Here is a 15,931-nt window from a genome sequence, read left to right as displayed (position 1 = left end):
TAATCTAAGAATCTATATAAATTTCAAATGAACATATTTACTCATGAAAACTTTTCAATTACGCACACTTTCTGTGCTATTAGGGGCACTGGGTGCTTTTACCTATAGTCCTTGGGCACAAGCACAGCTCATGTTTAGTCAATATGTTGACGGCAGTAGTAACCGCAAAGGTTTGGAAATTTATAATCCAGACGGCACTACAGTTAATTTAGCCGACTATGAAATTCAACAATTTAATAATGGTGGAACCGCAAAAACAGCGACTTTCCGTTTACAAGGGTCATTAACCACTAAGCAGAAGTTTTTGGTAGGTCGCTCAGAGTTACAGGCTGAACTTGGTAGTAAAGTAAATCAGGTCGCTGCTTTATCTTTTAATGGAGATGATGCGGTTGTACTGGTTTATAAAGGAATGCCTGTAGACCGTTTTGGCCGTATTGGTGAACGTCCAGCTGCGGGATGGGGGACAGCAGTTTCAAGCTTGGGAAATAGTTTTAAGCGTCTTGAAACTGAGAACCCAGCTTTAAGTATTGATGCAACCGCAGCATTTGATTTGGATCGTTCATGGTCGGTATGGACAAACCGAAATGACTTTTCAAATTTATCGGGTTCTACAACTCAGCCTCCGGTTGAAACAGTAAGTTGTTCAAGCCCAGATACACCAATTGCTGATTTAGCAACCGCAGCGCAAAACCAGACTTATACCGTACGTGGGGTGATTACTGCCGACTATCGTTATGCCAATGGTTTCTCAGGTTTTTATGTTCAAACACCTGATACGAAAGCACGTGCAAATGTCAGCAATGCCATTTTTGTTTATATTCCGAATAGTAGTGCCGTGAAAGGTGGGCAAGTTGGCGATGAGGTTATTTTACGTGGACGTTTAACGACCTACCAAAACCAGTTGCAATTAGATCAATTACAACAAGATATTCAAGCTTGTAATAGCGATATGGCAAATCAAGTTCAGCCGATTAACCTTGAACTTCCGTTTGCTAGTTTAACGGGTGGCTCAATTAATTCACCGCAGCGTTATCAAGGCATGTTGGTCAAATTACCTCAGACTTTAACGGTGAGCGAGAACTACAATTACGGTCGTTATGGTGAACTATCCTTAAGCCTAGGTCGCTTATATATTCCAACCAATTTATACCCAGCGTTATCTCCTGAAGCTAAAGCTCTAGCCCAGAAAAACTTACTGTCGAAAATTATTTTTGATGACGGCTATAACAATCAAAACCGTACTCCTTGGTTACCGACAAATTTTAGCGCTGCCAATACGCTACGTTCGGGTTATCAACTTAAAAATGCTGAAGGTATTTTGGAATACCGTTTTAATGGTTGGCGTGTGCAACCTGTACTTGGGCGCAATCAACCTGAAGTGATTACTCAAACAAACCCGCGTCAAAGTGTCATTACCAAAAATGCTAATCACATTCGCGTAGCTTCATTTAACGTTTTGAATTATGACAATGGTGCAACGGGTTTCCCAACAGAGCGCGGCGCAACGACACAAGCTGAGTTTGATAAACAGCACCGTAAAATTGTGAGTGCACTCAAAGCGATTGATGCCGATGTCTACGGTTTAATGGAAATTGCGAACAATGGTTATGGGCCTAACAGTGCAATTGCTCATTTAACGAGTGCTTTAGGTAGCGACTGGAAATACGTCGTTCCTGAAAACTTAGACCGTTTAGGTGGTGATGCAATTGCGGTTGCTATTATTTATAACAGCAAGCGTGTTAAGCCTTTAAACAAAGCTGTTGTGCTTGATTTAGGCGACAAGAACCGAACAACATTGGCGCAAAGTTTCCAAGCCGTTCGTGGCAATAAAACCTTTACTGTTATTCCAAACCACTTAAAATCGAAAAGCTGTAGCGGAGTTGATGCTAACTCAAGTGATGCAGACCAGAAAGATGGTCAAGGTTGCTGGAACCCGACTCGTGTAAAAGCAGTTGATCAAATTGTGCAGTGGCTCGCGAAAAATCCAACTCAAGTGCCTAAGCAAAATGCTTTACTTGTCGGGGATATGAACAGCTATGCAAAAGAAGAACCAATTTTGTCATTTGAAAAAGCGAACTACAAAGTTTTGCTGAATGACGCCAAGGTAGGGCAAGGGGCTCAGGCATATAGCTATGTTTTTGGTGTTGCAAGTGATGCCAATGGTAATGGTGGAGCAGGTAACTTAGACCATGCAATTGCAGATGCCTCTTTATATCCAAAAGTGGTAAGAACTTTTGCATGGCATATCAATGCAGATGAGCCAACAGCTTTAGACTACAATGAAGAATATAAAACTGATGAGCAAAAGGCCTTGTTCTATGGTGAAGATGCTTATCGTTCTTCAGATCATGACCCTGTAATTGTCGATCTAGATTTAAATGGAAAAGACTCAAGCCATCCTGATGATGATAAGAAAAACGGTATTTTTGATTTCTTAACTGAATTAATGAATTGGCTTAGTCAGCTTTTTAAGCGTAATTAACGGAAAAGTTGCGTGACGCAAATGTGTTTTATCATATTTTAAACAATCGTCACGCAAGACAACTTGCAAGGAATAAATTTTTCAAGAATATTAGATGGTGTAAGTATTTTATAAGTTTACGCTTTTTTACAATTAAGGAATTGTGCAAACCTTGCAGGTTTTCTAGAAGCAATTTAAAACGTTAATATGAGATAACAAGGATCAGATATGAAATTATATTATTCGCCAGGCGCATGTTCTTTAGCTGCACATATTATTTTAAATGAAATTAATGTTGATTTTGACTTAGAACGAGTAGATTTAAAAACACATAAAACAGAAAAAGGCGCCGACTATTACGAAATTAATCCAAAGGGATATGTACCGGCATTAGAAATTAATCCGGGTTTAATGTTAACTGAAAATGTTGCGATTTTACCTTTCCTTGCTCAGCATGATCCTAAGCAGGATTTAATTCCGCCATCAGGGATGGGCCGTGCGAAAGTATTGGAGTGGTTGGGATATTTGAACTCTGAATTACATGATGCTTATGCAGTCTTCTTTGGGGCGCCGTTAACCACTGATGAAAAAACCAAAGCTTATGCAGAAATTGATCGTCTTTTAAAATATATCGATAATTATTTGTCTGAATCTGATTACGATTATTTAGTAAATGATAATTTCGGTCCAGCAGATGCTTATCTATTTGTTTTAACAAATTGGTCAAACTCAATTGAGCATGATTTAACACCATATAAGCACATTATTGCATTACGTAATAAAGTTGCAGAACGTCAATCTGTACAAATTGCGATGCGTGATGAAGGCTTAATTTCATAATAGATTTTAAAGACATGAAAAAGCCCCTAATCAATAGGGGCTTTTTTATACTAAAGACGATTAGTGTTGAGCGTCTTTTTTCACTTCAGCAGCAGTATTTTCAACAGCTTGAGCTGTATCAGCAGTTGCCTTACGTGCAGTCGCTTCAGTTTGCGCAGCAGCATCAGCGGTTGCATCAGCAGCATGGTCAGCAGCAGCATCAATTTTGTCTGAAGCGTTGTCTGTTGCAGTTGCAATATCATCAGCAGCTTTATCACCAGCAGACTTGATATCAGCACTTGCTTGTTGAGCAGCATTTTCTAAATGTTCACCTGTAGTCGCGCCAGTTTCTGGAGCTTTATCTTTATTACAACCAACAAGGGCAACAGTCGCAGCAAGACCTAAAGCAACAAGTAATTTATTCATTGTGTTTTTCCTTCTAATTCATGGCATCCAAATATGGATGTCTAAAATATAAACATAAAGTAAATGATTAATAAAGATCGAAAATTGTTAAGAAGTTGTAACTCTATTATTAAAAAAGCCTAGCATTTTGTAATGCTAGGCTTGAACTAAACCATAATGATTTGACCGATTTTACTGCCCAGAACGGATGATGTAATCAAACGCAGAGAGTGATGCTTTAGCGCCTTCACCTGTGGCAATAATGATTTGCTTGTAAGGTACAGTCGTACAGTCACCCGCAGCAAACACACCTTGAACATTGGTTTCGTTGCGGTCATTGACAATGATCTCGCCACGGTTGGTTAACTCAACTTCACTGTCTTTCAAGAAGTCAGTGTTTGGCAGTAAACCAATCTGTACAAAGATCCCTGCGAGCTCTACCACATGCTCTTCATCAGTGGCACGGTCTTTATATTTAAGACCAGTCACTTGTGAGCCATCACCCAGCACTTCTGTACTTAACGCATTCATAATCACAGTTGTGTTTGGCAAGCTATGCAATTTGTTTTGCAACACTTGGTCAGCACGAAGTTTGGTATCGAATTCAACCAGTGTCACATGCTCAACAATTCCTGCAAGGTCAATCGCAGCTTCAACACCTGAGTTACCGCCACCAATCACTGCAACACGTTTGCCTTTGAACAACGGACCATCACAGTGTGGGCAGTACGCGACACCACGGGTACGGTATTCTTGCTCACCCGGTACATTCATTTCTCTCCAACGTGCACCTGTTGAAAGGATCACTGTTTTTGATTCAAGTTTTGCGCCGTTTTCAAGTTCAACTTCAACCAAGCCATTTGCAGTTTGATTGGCACCCGTGATTTTGCTCACACGTTGCAAGTTCATGATATCAACATCATATTCACGGACATGGGCTTCCATCTCGGCAGCAAACTTAGGACCTTGTGTCTTTTGCACAGAGGTGAAGTTTTCAATGTCCATGGTATCCATGACCTGACCACCAAAGCGTTCAGCTACGATACCTGTGTTAATGCCTTTACGAGCAGCATAGATCGCAGCTGTAGCACCAGCAGGCCCACCACCAATCACCAATACATCAAATGCATCTTTGGCATTTAGTGCTGTTGCGTCTTTTTCAGCTGAGTTAGTGTCAAGTTTCGCCACAATCTCTTCAAGGGTCATACGACCTTGGCCAATGTGTTCGTTGTCTTGGAATACCATCGGTACAGCCATGATTTTGCGTTGTTCGACTTCGTCTTGGAAGAAGGAACCGTCAATCATGGTTGCTGTTGTGTTCGGGTTATAAATCGCAATCAGGTTAAGCGCCTGTACTACATCAGGACAGTTATGACAGCTTAGCGATACAAACACATCAAAGTTTGCTTTGAGGTTTAAGCCTTTAATCTGGTTGAGCACTTCATCTGACACTTTAGGTGCATAGCCAGATACCTGTAACAGTGCCAAGATCAAAGACGTAAACTCATGGCCCATTGGTAATCCTGCAAAGAACACACGAGGCTGTTCACCTGCTTTAGCCACACCAAAGCTTGGACGACGTGTATTGTTGCCATCAAAACGGGCAGTGACTTGGTCAGAAAGCTCGGCGATTTCAGTGACGAGTTCTTTAATTTGAGCAGCTTTATCTGACTCATCTAAAGCAGCAACTAATTCGATTGGACTTTCTAAACGTTCTAAGTAAGCTTTTAATTGAGTTTTAATGTTTTGATCTAACATCTGTTTTTTACTCCAATGCATCCAAATTCTTTCAATAGATGCATAGTACGTTAAAACATAAAATAGGTAAAACAGTATGTTTTTATATATTTAATCGGTTTTTTGAATTATTGAAACCATTCATAAATAAGATCAATAATTTATCTCTAAAATAAGCTTTTTTATCTTTTGTAGCGTTTTAAAGTGAAAGTATTTAAAAATTTATATATGTTATATGGCTGTAAAGATTTTATGTCATAACATTAAAAGGTACTTTCATGTCATTGCAACGCGGCATTTATCAGCATTATAAAGGTAATCTCTATCAAGTTTTTTCTGTAGCAAAACACAGCGAGACTGAAGAAGAATTAGTCGTTTATCAGTGTCTTTATGGTGACTATTCAACTTGGGTACGTCCACTAGATATGTTTACTGAAACGGTTCAAATGGCTGATGGAAGTATCGTGCCGCGCTTTAAGTTAATTCAAAGCACTTAATTCAAACGGCTGTCATATAAAATAACGATTTTAAAGGGTGGATATATGCCAAATACTTTTTTCTTACAAAGAGTTGCCGATTTATATGACACCTTTAAACGACATGATGCCCAGCAGGCAGATCGTTTGCTAAGGTATCGCAATATTGAGGCTGAGTCTGCGAAACTGCTATCGCAATTTATTCGAATGCAGCAAGCCAAATCAATTTTAGAAATCGGGACTTCAACAGGTTATTCTACTTTATGGCTTGCTGAGGCGGCACAAGCAACACACGGTAAAGTAACCACGCTTGAAATCGATGCCAATCGGAGTAATGAGGCGAAACGCCATGCGACTGAACTGGCATTAGATGAATTGGTTGATTTTTGGGTAGGAGATGCAGCCGACTATTTAAAAGAAGCTCAGGAAACTTTCGATTTTATTTTGTTAGATGCTGAGCGTCCTGCTTATGAGAATTATTGGCCAGATTTAAAACGTTTAATGAAGCCAAAAGGTGGCGTACTCATTATTGATAATGTCATTTCACATGCGGCTGAGGTCAGTTCATTCTTGTCTTTAATTAAAAAAGATGAAAATTTTATGAGCAGTATTTTACCCGTAGGCGCTGGTTTATGTATTGTAGTGGCGAGATAAGTCATTTAAAAATATGATTTAGTCGTTCATAAAGGCCTGTTCAACGCAGGCCTTACTTTATTAGGTTATAACGCATTGACTAAAGACAGGCGAGTAAAGTGTAAGTCGAATTCTAAATATTTATGTACAAAAGCAGCTTTGTCTGTTGAGCGTAATAAGTTGTCATAAATAAATTCTGGTACAGGATGATAAAGTTCGCCCGAACCATCGCTATAAAATATTTTTAGATGACGTGAAGTCGCATTGTATTTCCATGAAGTGACTGCCACAGTATTCGCCATAAATTTTTCCCCTTTTATTTCATATGATTTAAGCTCAAAAAACATCGGTTATTTATTCGACATTACTCAAACTTCTTGTAATGGGGAAGGGCATAATTGTAAAAGTATCAGTAGAAAATGTGATGTGCTTATTCAAAACAAAAGAACCACCCGATGAGGGGTGGTTCTTTGAGTTTTTAAAATCTAATAAGAGATTAGATTTTACCAACTAGGTCGATAGATGGAGCAAGAGTTGCTTCGCCTTCTTTCCATTTAGCTGGGCAAACTTCACCTGGGTGAGCGTGTACGTATTGAGCAGCTTTTACTTTACGAAGAAGTTCAGATGCGTCACGGCCGATACCACCAGCGTTGAGTTCTACGATTTGGATTTTACCTTCTGGATCGATAACGAAAGTACCACGGTCAGCTAAACCTTCAGATTCGATAAGAACGTCGAAGTTTTTAGAAAGAGTCCAAGTTGGGTCACCAACTAATGGATATTGGATTTTTTTGATTTCTTCAGAAGTGTCGTGCCAAGCTTTGTGAGTGAAGTGTGTATCAGTAGATACAGCATAAATTTCAACACCAAGTTTTTGGAATTCAGCGTAGTTGTCAGCTAAGTCACCAAGTTCAGTTGGACAAACGAAAGTGAAGTCAGCTGGATAGAAGAATACAACAGACCATTTACCTTTAAGGTTAGTTTCGTTAACTTCAACAAATTGGCCGTTGTGGTAAGCAGTTGCTTGGAATGGTTTAACTTCAGTATTAATCAAGCTCATCATTGTCTCCATGATTGAGGTTTATATTTAAACTTGTTTACGAGATCTAGAATAAATAAAAATTCTTTATTGGGGAAATAGTATTTTTACATGACTAAAATCGGAAAATCGAATAAGTAATAAATTTACGATTTTTAAGTCCCCAAACACTGTATTCGATTTGACTGCAAAAACATGTAAATCAAATGACAGTTATCGTAAAAGAAACTTGCCTAACAACATGAAGTCTAGTGAGACAAAATTCAAGGGCAAAATTTTAAAAAATTAAAAATATATAAAAACCCAATTGTTTTACCTTATGGTCATTAGAGCGTAAAATAGAGGATTGTTGTATTTTCAGGAAAATTTGTCTGTGCAGAATGATTTAAATATTGATCAGTGGGTAATGGCAAGAGATCGTTACCGTTTAAATCGTTTGCGTAAAGATAAAAAAGCCAATGCAGCAGAGATTGAAAAATTATTTGAACAATCGAATGCCAAAGTAAGACAGCGTTTTGAACGTCTCCCTAAAATTAAACTGAATCAGGATTTACCTGTCTCTCAATATGCTGATCGTTTAATTGATGCAATTCAAAAGCATCAGGTCATTATTGTGGCGGGTGAGACGGGTTCGGGTAAAACCACACAGCTTCCTCAGATTGCAATGTTAGCAGGCCGCGGCTTAACCGGTATGATTGGTCATACCCAGCCACGTCGTTTAGCTGCACGTAGTGTTTCTCAGCGTATTGCAGAAGAAGTTGGCGAAAAGCTTGGTGAATCGATTGGTTTTAAAATTCGTTTTAATGAACAAGGTTCGCAAGATTCAATTGTGCGGTTAATGACCGATGGTATTTTGCTTGCCGAGTTAGGCAATGACCGCTTCTTGTCTAAATATGACACGATCATTATTGATGAAGCGCATGAACGCTCACTCAATATCGATTTTATTATGGGTTATTTAAAGCAATTACTGCCAAAACGCCCAGATCTAAAAGTGATTGTGACTTCGGCCACTTTAGATGTAAATCGCTTTAGTAATTATTTTAATGACGCACCTATTTTTGAAGTAGAAGGGCGTAGTTATCCTGTCGAAGTGCTTTACCGCCCAATTTCAGAAATGAATATTGGCGGCAGTGATGACGACGAGTTTGATGATTTCGAAGAAAACCTTCCTCGTGCAGTTGTACAAGCGGTAGAAGAATGCTTTGCGGATGCAGAAGCAAAAGATCATCCAGAACATGCTGATATTCTAATTTTCTCAAGCACAGAGCAAGAAATTCGCGAGTTGCAGGAAACGTTGCAAAAGTACGGACCAAGACATACTGAAATTTTACCGTTGTATGCACGCTTAGCTGTTTCTGAACAACAAAAGATTTTTAGTCCGGGTGGAAAAGGTCGTCGTATTATTATTGCGACGAACGTAGCCGAAACTGCACTTACGGTTCCAAATATTCGTTATGTGATTGATAGTGGTTTTGCTCGTATATCGCGTTATAACTACCGTTCACGTGTACAACGCTTACCAATTGAAGCAATTTCTCAAGCCGCAGCCAATCAGCGTAAAGGGCGTTGTGGTCGTATTGCTCCAGGTGTGTGTATTCGTTTATATAGCGAAGAAGATTTTTTAAGTCGCCCTGAGTTTACCGAACCAGAAATTAAACGAACCAACTTAGCATCTGTTATTTTGCAAATGCAGAGCTTAGGGTTAGGTGAGCTAGAAAACTTCGACTTTATTGAGCCACCAGATTTCCGCCTTGTAAATGATGGCCGTAAATTGTTGATTGAGTTAGGTGCACTTAACGAGAAGAAAAATGAGCTGACTAAAGTCGGGCAAATGATGGCGCGTATGCCAATTGACCCACGACTCGCTCGTATGATTGTTGGCGGCGCTCATTTTGGTGTACTTAAAGAAATTTTGGTTGTGGTGAGTGCTTTAGCTGTTCAGGATCCGCGTGAGCGTCCAGCAGATAAACAAATGCAGGCTGACCAAAAGCATGCTTTGTTTAAAGAAGCAGATTCAGATTTTCTGTTTTATTTGAAACTTTGGGAGACTTTAAATCCTAAAGGTGAAGCAGGGATGTCTGAAAATAAACGACGTCAGTTTGCTAAGCAGAATTTTTTAAGTTGGTTACGTTTACGTGAATGGAAACAGACACACCAGCAATTAGTTGAGTTAGCAGAAGGTTTAAAACTCAGCTTTAATGAAAAACCTGCAAATTATGAAAACTTGCATCGTGCATTGCTGACAGGTTTATTATCGTTCATTGCCAATAAAACTGATGAGCGCAATACCTTTATGGCGGTGCGTCAGCAAAAGGCTAAAGTTTTTCCAGCAAGTACGTTGCACAAAACCAATACCTCTTGGGTGATGGCTTTTGAGATGGTCGAAACATCTCAAGTGTACTTACGTACTTTAGCCAAAATTGACCCTGAATGGATTTTGCTTGCTGCACGTGACTTATTGAAATATCACTATTTTGAGCCACATTGGTCTAAGAAAGCTGGGATCGTAAATGCGTATGCTCAAATTTCACTGTTTGGTTTAATTATTGAACCAAAACGGTTAATTAATTTTGAGAAAGTTGACCAACCTGCTGCTCATGAGATTTTCTTACGCGATGCATTAACCACAGGTAATTTGGGTACGATCCCACCATTTTTAAAACACAACTTGCTTAAACTTGAAGAAGTGGAGCGAGTTGAAGATAAATTGCGTCGTCGTGATTTAGTGGTCGATGAAGAAACGATTTATCAGTTTTATGCGTCTAAAATTCCGGAAGAAATTGCGAGCCGTCGTAGTTTTGAAGACTGGCGTGCCACAGTAGAAGCAAATAATCCACGTTATTTATTTATTGACGATGACGCGCTTTGGCTCAATGACCGACCAACAACGCAGCAATTTCCAGATCATTTGCACAATGGTCAGCTACGTTTAGCAACCACATATCATTTTGACCCGAGCCATGACGAAGATGGTGCAACTGTTCAAATTCCTGTGCAGGCGCTGCCTCAGGTTGATGAAAATATTTGGTCATGGGGAATTCCGGGTTGGCGCCAAGATTTAATTGAGGCTTTACTTAAAGCTTTACCAAAAGACAAGCGTCGTAATGTGGTGCCAATTCCTGATACAGCCCGTAAGCTCATGCAAGGCATTGATGCTGTACATTTACGTGAACATATCTTTAGTTATTTAGCTTTTGCCTTGCGTGGTGAGCAAATTACTGACAAAGATTTCTCGTTTGAACGCATTGATCCATATTTGGTGCCTTTCATTAAGGTTATTGATGAAAAAGGTAAGTTGATTGCTAAAGGCCGTGATTTACCTGAATTAAAAGCGCGTTGCCGTGTAGAAACACATCGTCCAGTGAAACAGCAAAAAGGTGAGTTTAAAAACTTCCCTGAGAATTTTACTTTTGAGGCTTCACATAAAGTGACGGGTGTTGTTGTGAAACAATATCAGGCTTTGGTCCCGACAAAAGCTTTTGCTGAAATTGAAGCTAAAGATGACTCAGGCGTTGTTATTCAAACCTTTAATGATCAGGCCGAAGCCATTAAACAGCATCGTGAAGGGATTATTCGTCTGGTCCATATGCAGCTTGGCGACTTGGTTCGTCAGTTGAAAAAGCAGATTTCAAAACCGCTCGCGTTGGCTTATTCACCTTTGGGTGATAAAGCTAAGCTTGAGCAGATGTTGGTCTATGCAACGTTGCAGATGGCAATTACAACTTTGCCAATTAATGCAGATGAATTTAACAAACTGCTCGAGCAGGTCAAAAAGCAATTTTTGAGTTATGGTCAGCAAGCACTTGAGCAATTAAGTGATATTTATATTCAATGGCAACAAATCCGTCGTCAGCTTTTAGTGCTTGATCCAGATGTGTTTGGACGCAGTATTGATGATATTGAAGATCAACTAGATCTCATGTCACTTGGCAATTTTGTTTACCGCCAACCGGTTGATCTTTGGCAGGAATACCCGCGTTATTTAAAAGCATTGCTATTGCGTTTAGATCGATTGCCAAATAATCTACAGCGAGATCATGCTGCTATTGACGATGTCGATCCATGGATGGACAAGGTATTTAAATTCAAAAACGATCCAAAAATCAAAGAATTGTATTTGATGTTGGAAGAATTTCGCATTTCTTTATTTTCTCAGCCGATGAAAACCAAGATGCCTATTTCGCCAACTCGACTGCAAAAGTTATGGGATCGTTTGGGAATCAGTTAAGATAGATCGGGGTCTGTTTATGTTGTTGTTTAGCCTACAACGCAATTTATAAATGAAAGATTAACAGACCCTATTCATTTTTTTAGGAGTTTTACATGGGCATTCGTATCACAGGTACTGGGTTATTTCACCCAACAGAAATCATTTCTAATGAAGAACTGGCCGACAGTTTAAATGCTTATGTGGAACAATATAACCAAGAGAATGCAGAGAAAATTGCAGCAGGTGAGCTAGAAGAGTTACGTGGTTCTAGTGCTGAATTTATTGAAAAAGCGTCTGGTATTAAGCGCCGTTACGTCATTGAGAAATCGGGTATTCTCGATCCAAATCGCTTGCGTCCTCGTTTGTCTGAACGTTCAAATGATGAACTTTCACTTCAAGCAGAGTGGGGCGTGATTGCTGCGAAGCAGGCAATGGAAAATGCAGGCGTAACTGCTGAAGATATCGATGTTGTAATTTTGGCATGTTCAAACATGCAGCGTGCTTATCCGGCAGTAGCGATTGAAATTCAATCGGCACTTGGCATTCAAGGTTATGCCTACGACATGAACGTAGCATGTTCAGCTGCCACTTTTGGTTTGAAACAAGCGGCTGATGCAATTCGTTCGGGTGCTCGCCGTGTTTTATTGGTGAACGTTGAGATTACATCGGGTCACCTAGACTACCGTAACCGTGATTGTCACTTCATTTTTGGTGATGTTGCAACGGCTTCTATTATTGAAGAAACCACGACTAAAACTGGTTTTGAAATTTTAGATATTCATTTATTTACTCAATTTTCAAACAACATTCGCAATAACTTCGGTTTCTTAAACCGTAGCGAAGATGCAGTGGTTGACGACAAGTTATTCCGTCAAGATGGCCGCAAAGTCTTTAAAGATGTTTGTCCGCTCGTAGCAAAAATCATTAATGCACAGTTGGAAAAAATGCAGTTAACTGCAAACGATATTAAGCGCTTCTGGTTACACCAAGCCAATGCCAACATGAATGAATTAATCTTGAAATATGTGGCTGGTAAAGAGGCAGATCTAAGCCGAGCACCAATTATTCTAGATGAGTTTGCCAATACCTCTTCAGCAGGTGTGATTATTGCTTTACACCGTACAGGCCACGAAGTGGATAATGGCGAATATGGCGTGATTTCATCTTTCGGCGCTGGTTATTCGGTCGGTTCGATTATTGTACAAAAGCATGTTGCTTAATTTGCAAGGCTAATAAAAAAACGCTCGTAAGAGCGTTTTTTTATTAGCGAAATAATATAAAAAGCAGGCCAAAATTGGCCCGCTTAGATTGAATCAAAAGTTATTAAAACTTTTTGGTGTAGTTTACAAACAGGCGGTCTTCACCAAAGTCATTGCCGTGTTTAACGTTGTAATCAATCCGAATATATTGCAGGGCAACGCCTTTTAAGAACGGCTGCTGAAATGCATAATTTAAAATCACATTTGACTCAGTCTCATGGTTTTTCTCACCATTGGCTGCTTTAAAGTCATGGCCATACACATATTTCACCATCGCATTTAAGCCCGGTACATAATCTTTAAAGTCATAGCCATACATAACATGGTAAGACTTTTCATCTTCTTTAAAGAAACCTGTAGCATTCCAATTAATGAAATAGGTCTCTGGTAAGAAACCATCTGGTAATGGATAAGCCGACTCACCCATAATCTGTTGATAACCCAAACCAAAGGTATGGTTCTTTACTTTAAGTGTTTCTAACACCCCAATGTTTTGTGCATCAATATCAAAAGTATTGCCGTCATCTTTTGCATTGAAGTATTTAAACTTAGAGGTGAGGGCAAAATTAGGTTGTTTCCAATTATGCTCAAGCCCGACATAGTGTTTGTTGTAGAGGTCTTCCAAATTACCAAAGTAGTATTCGCCCTTGAGTGACGGTGTAAATTGATAGCGCAGATCTATGTAATTTAAGCCATCAGATTCTTTAGTAACTCCATTTGCAGTAAATGAAAACTTTTTAAAGTCTTCTTCATTTCTTGGAGATACTTTTTCAACCCGACCAATTTCTGCATAAAGCTGATCTGAAAGTTGTGATTTAAGATTGGTTCCCCAATAAGAGGCAAGCAGTTGTCGGCTAGCATCGACAGCCGTTACAGGTAAGTCTAGCCAGAGTTCACCGACACTTAAAAGGGTTTTGTCATAGCCCAGCTTTAATGTTGCACCATATTTTAAAAAGTCAGATGCTTGTGACTGAGTTTCTTTATTAAAAGGCAAAACCGTGTCCGCAACATGTTTATCTGAACTCAAGCGCACGGCGTATTGAACAGAAGCATCGGCACCAATGGTAATGGGCTTATCTGCAATTTGCAGAGGGGTGTCATGCATTTTCGATTTATAAAATAGCGATGCTGCCTGAGACCAGCTACCAGTATCTTTGAGTGCATCATTATCAAAATTACGGTTGATATAGGCATTCTTTAGCGTGAACTTCCATTCATCTTCGCTTTGTTGAGCCGTATCTGCTGCCCATAAACTTGAGCTAGTCAAGAAACCTAATAATGTTGCTATCGCTAAAGCATGTGGCTTAAAGCAGTGTAATAATTCCATAATCCATTTCCAAAAAGATGCGCCAGTCCTCGGCGCATATATTTACTGCTGGGTAAGTGTGTTTTGAGGGTTAAAAGTTGATGGAGTTTGTGCAGCAACAGACGCTTTTAGATTGACCATAAATATTGCAAGTGCAGCAATCACACCAGGAATTGCAATCGCTAAGAAATTCATTTGGTGAGGAAGCTCAAAGGTGAGTAGAGCTCCGGTTAAAACTGGTCCGATAATTGCGCCAATACGTCCAATTCCAGATGCCCAGCCCATGCCAGTTGAACGAAGTGCTGTCGGATAGAACTGTGCAACGAAAGTGTAGAGTAAGATTTGAGAACCAATTGTGGCAGCACCAGCAATTGCAATCAGGCTATATAAAATAAATTGTGGACTATTGATGCCAAGCAGAATTAAAGCTGCCGATCCCACAATAAACATGATCGTAATAACAGGTTTTAAATGGAATCTGTCTGCTAAAGCACCGCCACCAATTGCACCGACCATGCCGCCAATATTAAGTGCAAAGAGGAATAACATGCTCGCACCTAATGAGTAGCCCGCTTGCAGCATGAGTTTAGGTAACCAGCTTCCTAAGGCATACACCATGAGTAGGCACATAAAGAAAGCAATCCAGAACATAAATGTGCTGAAGGTACGGCCTTGTTGGAAAAGCGCACGGACAGGTGCATCTGTGGTTGTGCTTTCGTTTAACACCAGTTGTGTATTGGCGTTTACCTGAGTTTGAGGTGCAATTTTACTAACAATATTTTTTGCCTGCTCGCTATGGTTTGATTTCACTAAAAAGGTGAGAGACTCTGGCAAAAATTTCCAAATGAGCGGGAGCAATAACAGGGGAATACCCGCAATTAAAAACATGATTTGCCAGCCCATATCTTTAACCAGCCATGCGCCGAGTAGTGCTGATGTCATGCCGCCAATTGCATAGCCACTAAACATGATTGCCACTAATGTACTGCGGATTTTTTTTGGTGCGTATTCGGTCATAAGCGCAACGACATTTGGCATAACGCCACCAATACCAAGGCCTGCGATAAAGCGTAAAATAGCAAATTCAGTTGGCCCTTTAGCAAAGGCACCTATAAAGGTAAAACCACTAAATAAGGTGACACAAATTAGAATAGTCTTTTTACGTCCCAGTTTGTCTGAAAGTGTGCCGAAAATCATGGCACCGAACATCATCCCGAATAGCGCAGCACTGGCGAGTAACCCAGCTTCTACCGCAGTTAATGACCATTGCTGCATTAACAGAGGAAGAGCAACCCCATAAATAACTAAATCATATCCATCAAAAATAATAATAAGTAAGCACCAGATTAAAACTTTCCAATGAAAAGATGTAAAACTGGCTTTATCAATTAACTCATTAATATTAACCTTGCTCGTATCCATTTTCTTCACCTCCAATTTGTGAAGCATCGCGTTATTTTTTAATAAACTATTTTGTTATTGGATTAGAGTCAAAAACCTAATTGATATATCTTTATGTCTTTTAGGTATCTTACTTTTGTTGATTTAAATAATTGAAAAATATTGTTTATTTTAATTGGTTG

At 39.5% G+C, this 15,931-nt stretch carries 12 protein-coding genes; 6 read left to right on the top strand and 6 right to left on the bottom strand.

Annotated elements, in window-relative coordinates; translation table 11 throughout:
* The first annotated feature begins 43 nt into the window (after nucleotides 1-43).
* Both POD11_RS01470 and POD11_RS01465 read left to right on the top strand, forming a co-directional pair.
* Nucleotides 44-2,482: an ExeM/NucH family extracellular endonuclease gene (locus POD11_RS01470; protein WP_262456061.1), complete on the top strand. Its 2,439-nt coding sequence runs from the start codon at nucleotides 44-46 to the stop codon at nucleotides 2,480-2,482.
* Between the two features lie 207 nt (nucleotides 2,483-2,689).
* Nucleotides 2,690-3,301, top strand: a complete 612-nt coding sequence (locus POD11_RS01465; protein WP_016141668.1) for a glutathione binding-like protein — start codon at nucleotides 2,690-2,692, stop codon at nucleotides 3,299-3,301.
* A 60-nt stretch (nucleotides 3,302-3,361) separates the two neighbouring features.
* Here POD11_RS01465 and POD11_RS01460 read toward each other — a convergent pair whose 3' ends face one another.
* Both POD11_RS01460 and ahpF read right to left on the bottom strand, forming a co-directional pair.
* Entirely contained in the window at nucleotides 3,362-3,706 is a 345-nt protein-coding gene (locus POD11_RS01460) for a hypothetical protein (protein ID WP_057074217.1), read from the bottom strand.
* 171 nt (nucleotides 3,707-3,877) lie between these two features.
* The gene (gene ahpF / locus POD11_RS01455; protein ID WP_262456060.1) at nucleotides 3,878-5,443 is read right to left on the bottom strand and encodes an alkyl hydroperoxide reductase subunit F; all 1,566 of its coding nucleotides are present in this window, start codon (nucleotides 5,441-5,443) and stop codon (nucleotides 3,878-3,880) included.
* A 257-nt stretch (nucleotides 5,444-5,700) separates the two neighbouring features.
* Between ahpF and POD11_RS01450 the strand changes: the two genes are divergently transcribed.
* Complete coding sequence (locus POD11_RS01450; RefSeq protein ID WP_004702746.1) at nucleotides 5,701-5,919, top strand: DUF1653 domain-containing protein; 219 nt, start codon at nucleotides 5,701-5,703, stop codon at nucleotides 5,917-5,919.
* A gap of 45 nt (nucleotides 5,920-5,964) precedes the next feature.
* Nucleotides 5,965-6,552: an O-methyltransferase gene (locus POD11_RS01445; protein ID WP_016141665.1), complete on the top strand. Its 588-nt coding sequence runs from the start codon at nucleotides 5,965-5,967 to the stop codon at nucleotides 6,550-6,552.
* Nucleotides 6,553-6,617: 65 nt separating this feature from the next.
* Here the strand turns inward: POD11_RS01445 and POD11_RS01440 are convergent, their stop codons facing one another.
* Nucleotides 6,618-6,833: a KTSC domain-containing protein gene (locus tag POD11_RS01440; protein ID WP_262447753.1), complete on the bottom strand. Its 216-nt coding sequence runs from the start codon at nucleotides 6,831-6,833 to the stop codon at nucleotides 6,618-6,620.
* Between the two features lie 194 nt (nucleotides 6,834-7,027).
* Complete coding sequence (gene ahpC, locus POD11_RS01435; protein WP_003652649.1) at nucleotides 7,028-7,591, bottom strand: alkyl hydroperoxide reductase subunit C; 564 nt, start codon at nucleotides 7,589-7,591, stop codon at nucleotides 7,028-7,030.
* Between the two features lie 352 nt (nucleotides 7,592-7,943).
* Between ahpC and hrpA the strand changes: the two genes are divergently transcribed.
* Together hrpA and POD11_RS01425 are read left to right on the top strand one after the other, a co-directional pair.
* A complete protein-coding gene (gene hrpA / locus POD11_RS01430; RefSeq protein WP_262456058.1) occupies nucleotides 7,944-11,801 on the top strand; it encodes an ATP-dependent RNA helicase HrpA in 3,858 nt (1,285 codons plus the stop codon).
* A 95-nt stretch (nucleotides 11,802-11,896) separates the two neighbouring features.
* Complete coding sequence (locus tag POD11_RS01425; RefSeq protein WP_262456057.1) at nucleotides 11,897-13,003, top strand: beta-ketoacyl-ACP synthase III; 1,107 nt, start codon at nucleotides 11,897-11,899, stop codon at nucleotides 13,001-13,003.
* A 103-nt stretch (nucleotides 13,004-13,106) separates the two neighbouring features.
* Here POD11_RS01425 and POD11_RS01420 read toward each other — a convergent pair whose 3' ends face one another.
* Both POD11_RS01420 and POD11_RS01415 read right to left on the bottom strand, forming a co-directional pair.
* Nucleotides 13,107-14,369, bottom strand: coding sequence for an OprD family porin (locus tag POD11_RS01420; RefSeq protein ID WP_262456056.1), 1,263 nt, complete (start codon nucleotides 14,367-14,369; stop codon nucleotides 13,107-13,109).
* Between the two features lie 42 nt (nucleotides 14,370-14,411).
* Nucleotides 14,412-15,770 carry an aromatic acid/H+ symport family MFS transporter gene (locus POD11_RS01415; protein ID WP_262456055.1) on the bottom strand — a complete coding sequence of 453 codons (1,359 nt, stop codon included), beginning with the start codon at nucleotides 15,768-15,770 and terminating at the stop codon, nucleotides 14,412-14,414.
* Between the last annotated feature and the right edge of the window lie 161 nt (nucleotides 15,771-15,931).

The organism is Acinetobacter sp. P1(2023), assembly GCF_028367635.1.
GTDB classification, from domain to species: domain Bacteria; phylum Pseudomonadota; class Gammaproteobacteria; order Pseudomonadales; family Moraxellaceae; genus Acinetobacter; species Acinetobacter pittii_E.
Note: the sequence above shows the minus strand (reverse complement) of the source record. Positions and strands in the feature narration are given on the sequence as shown.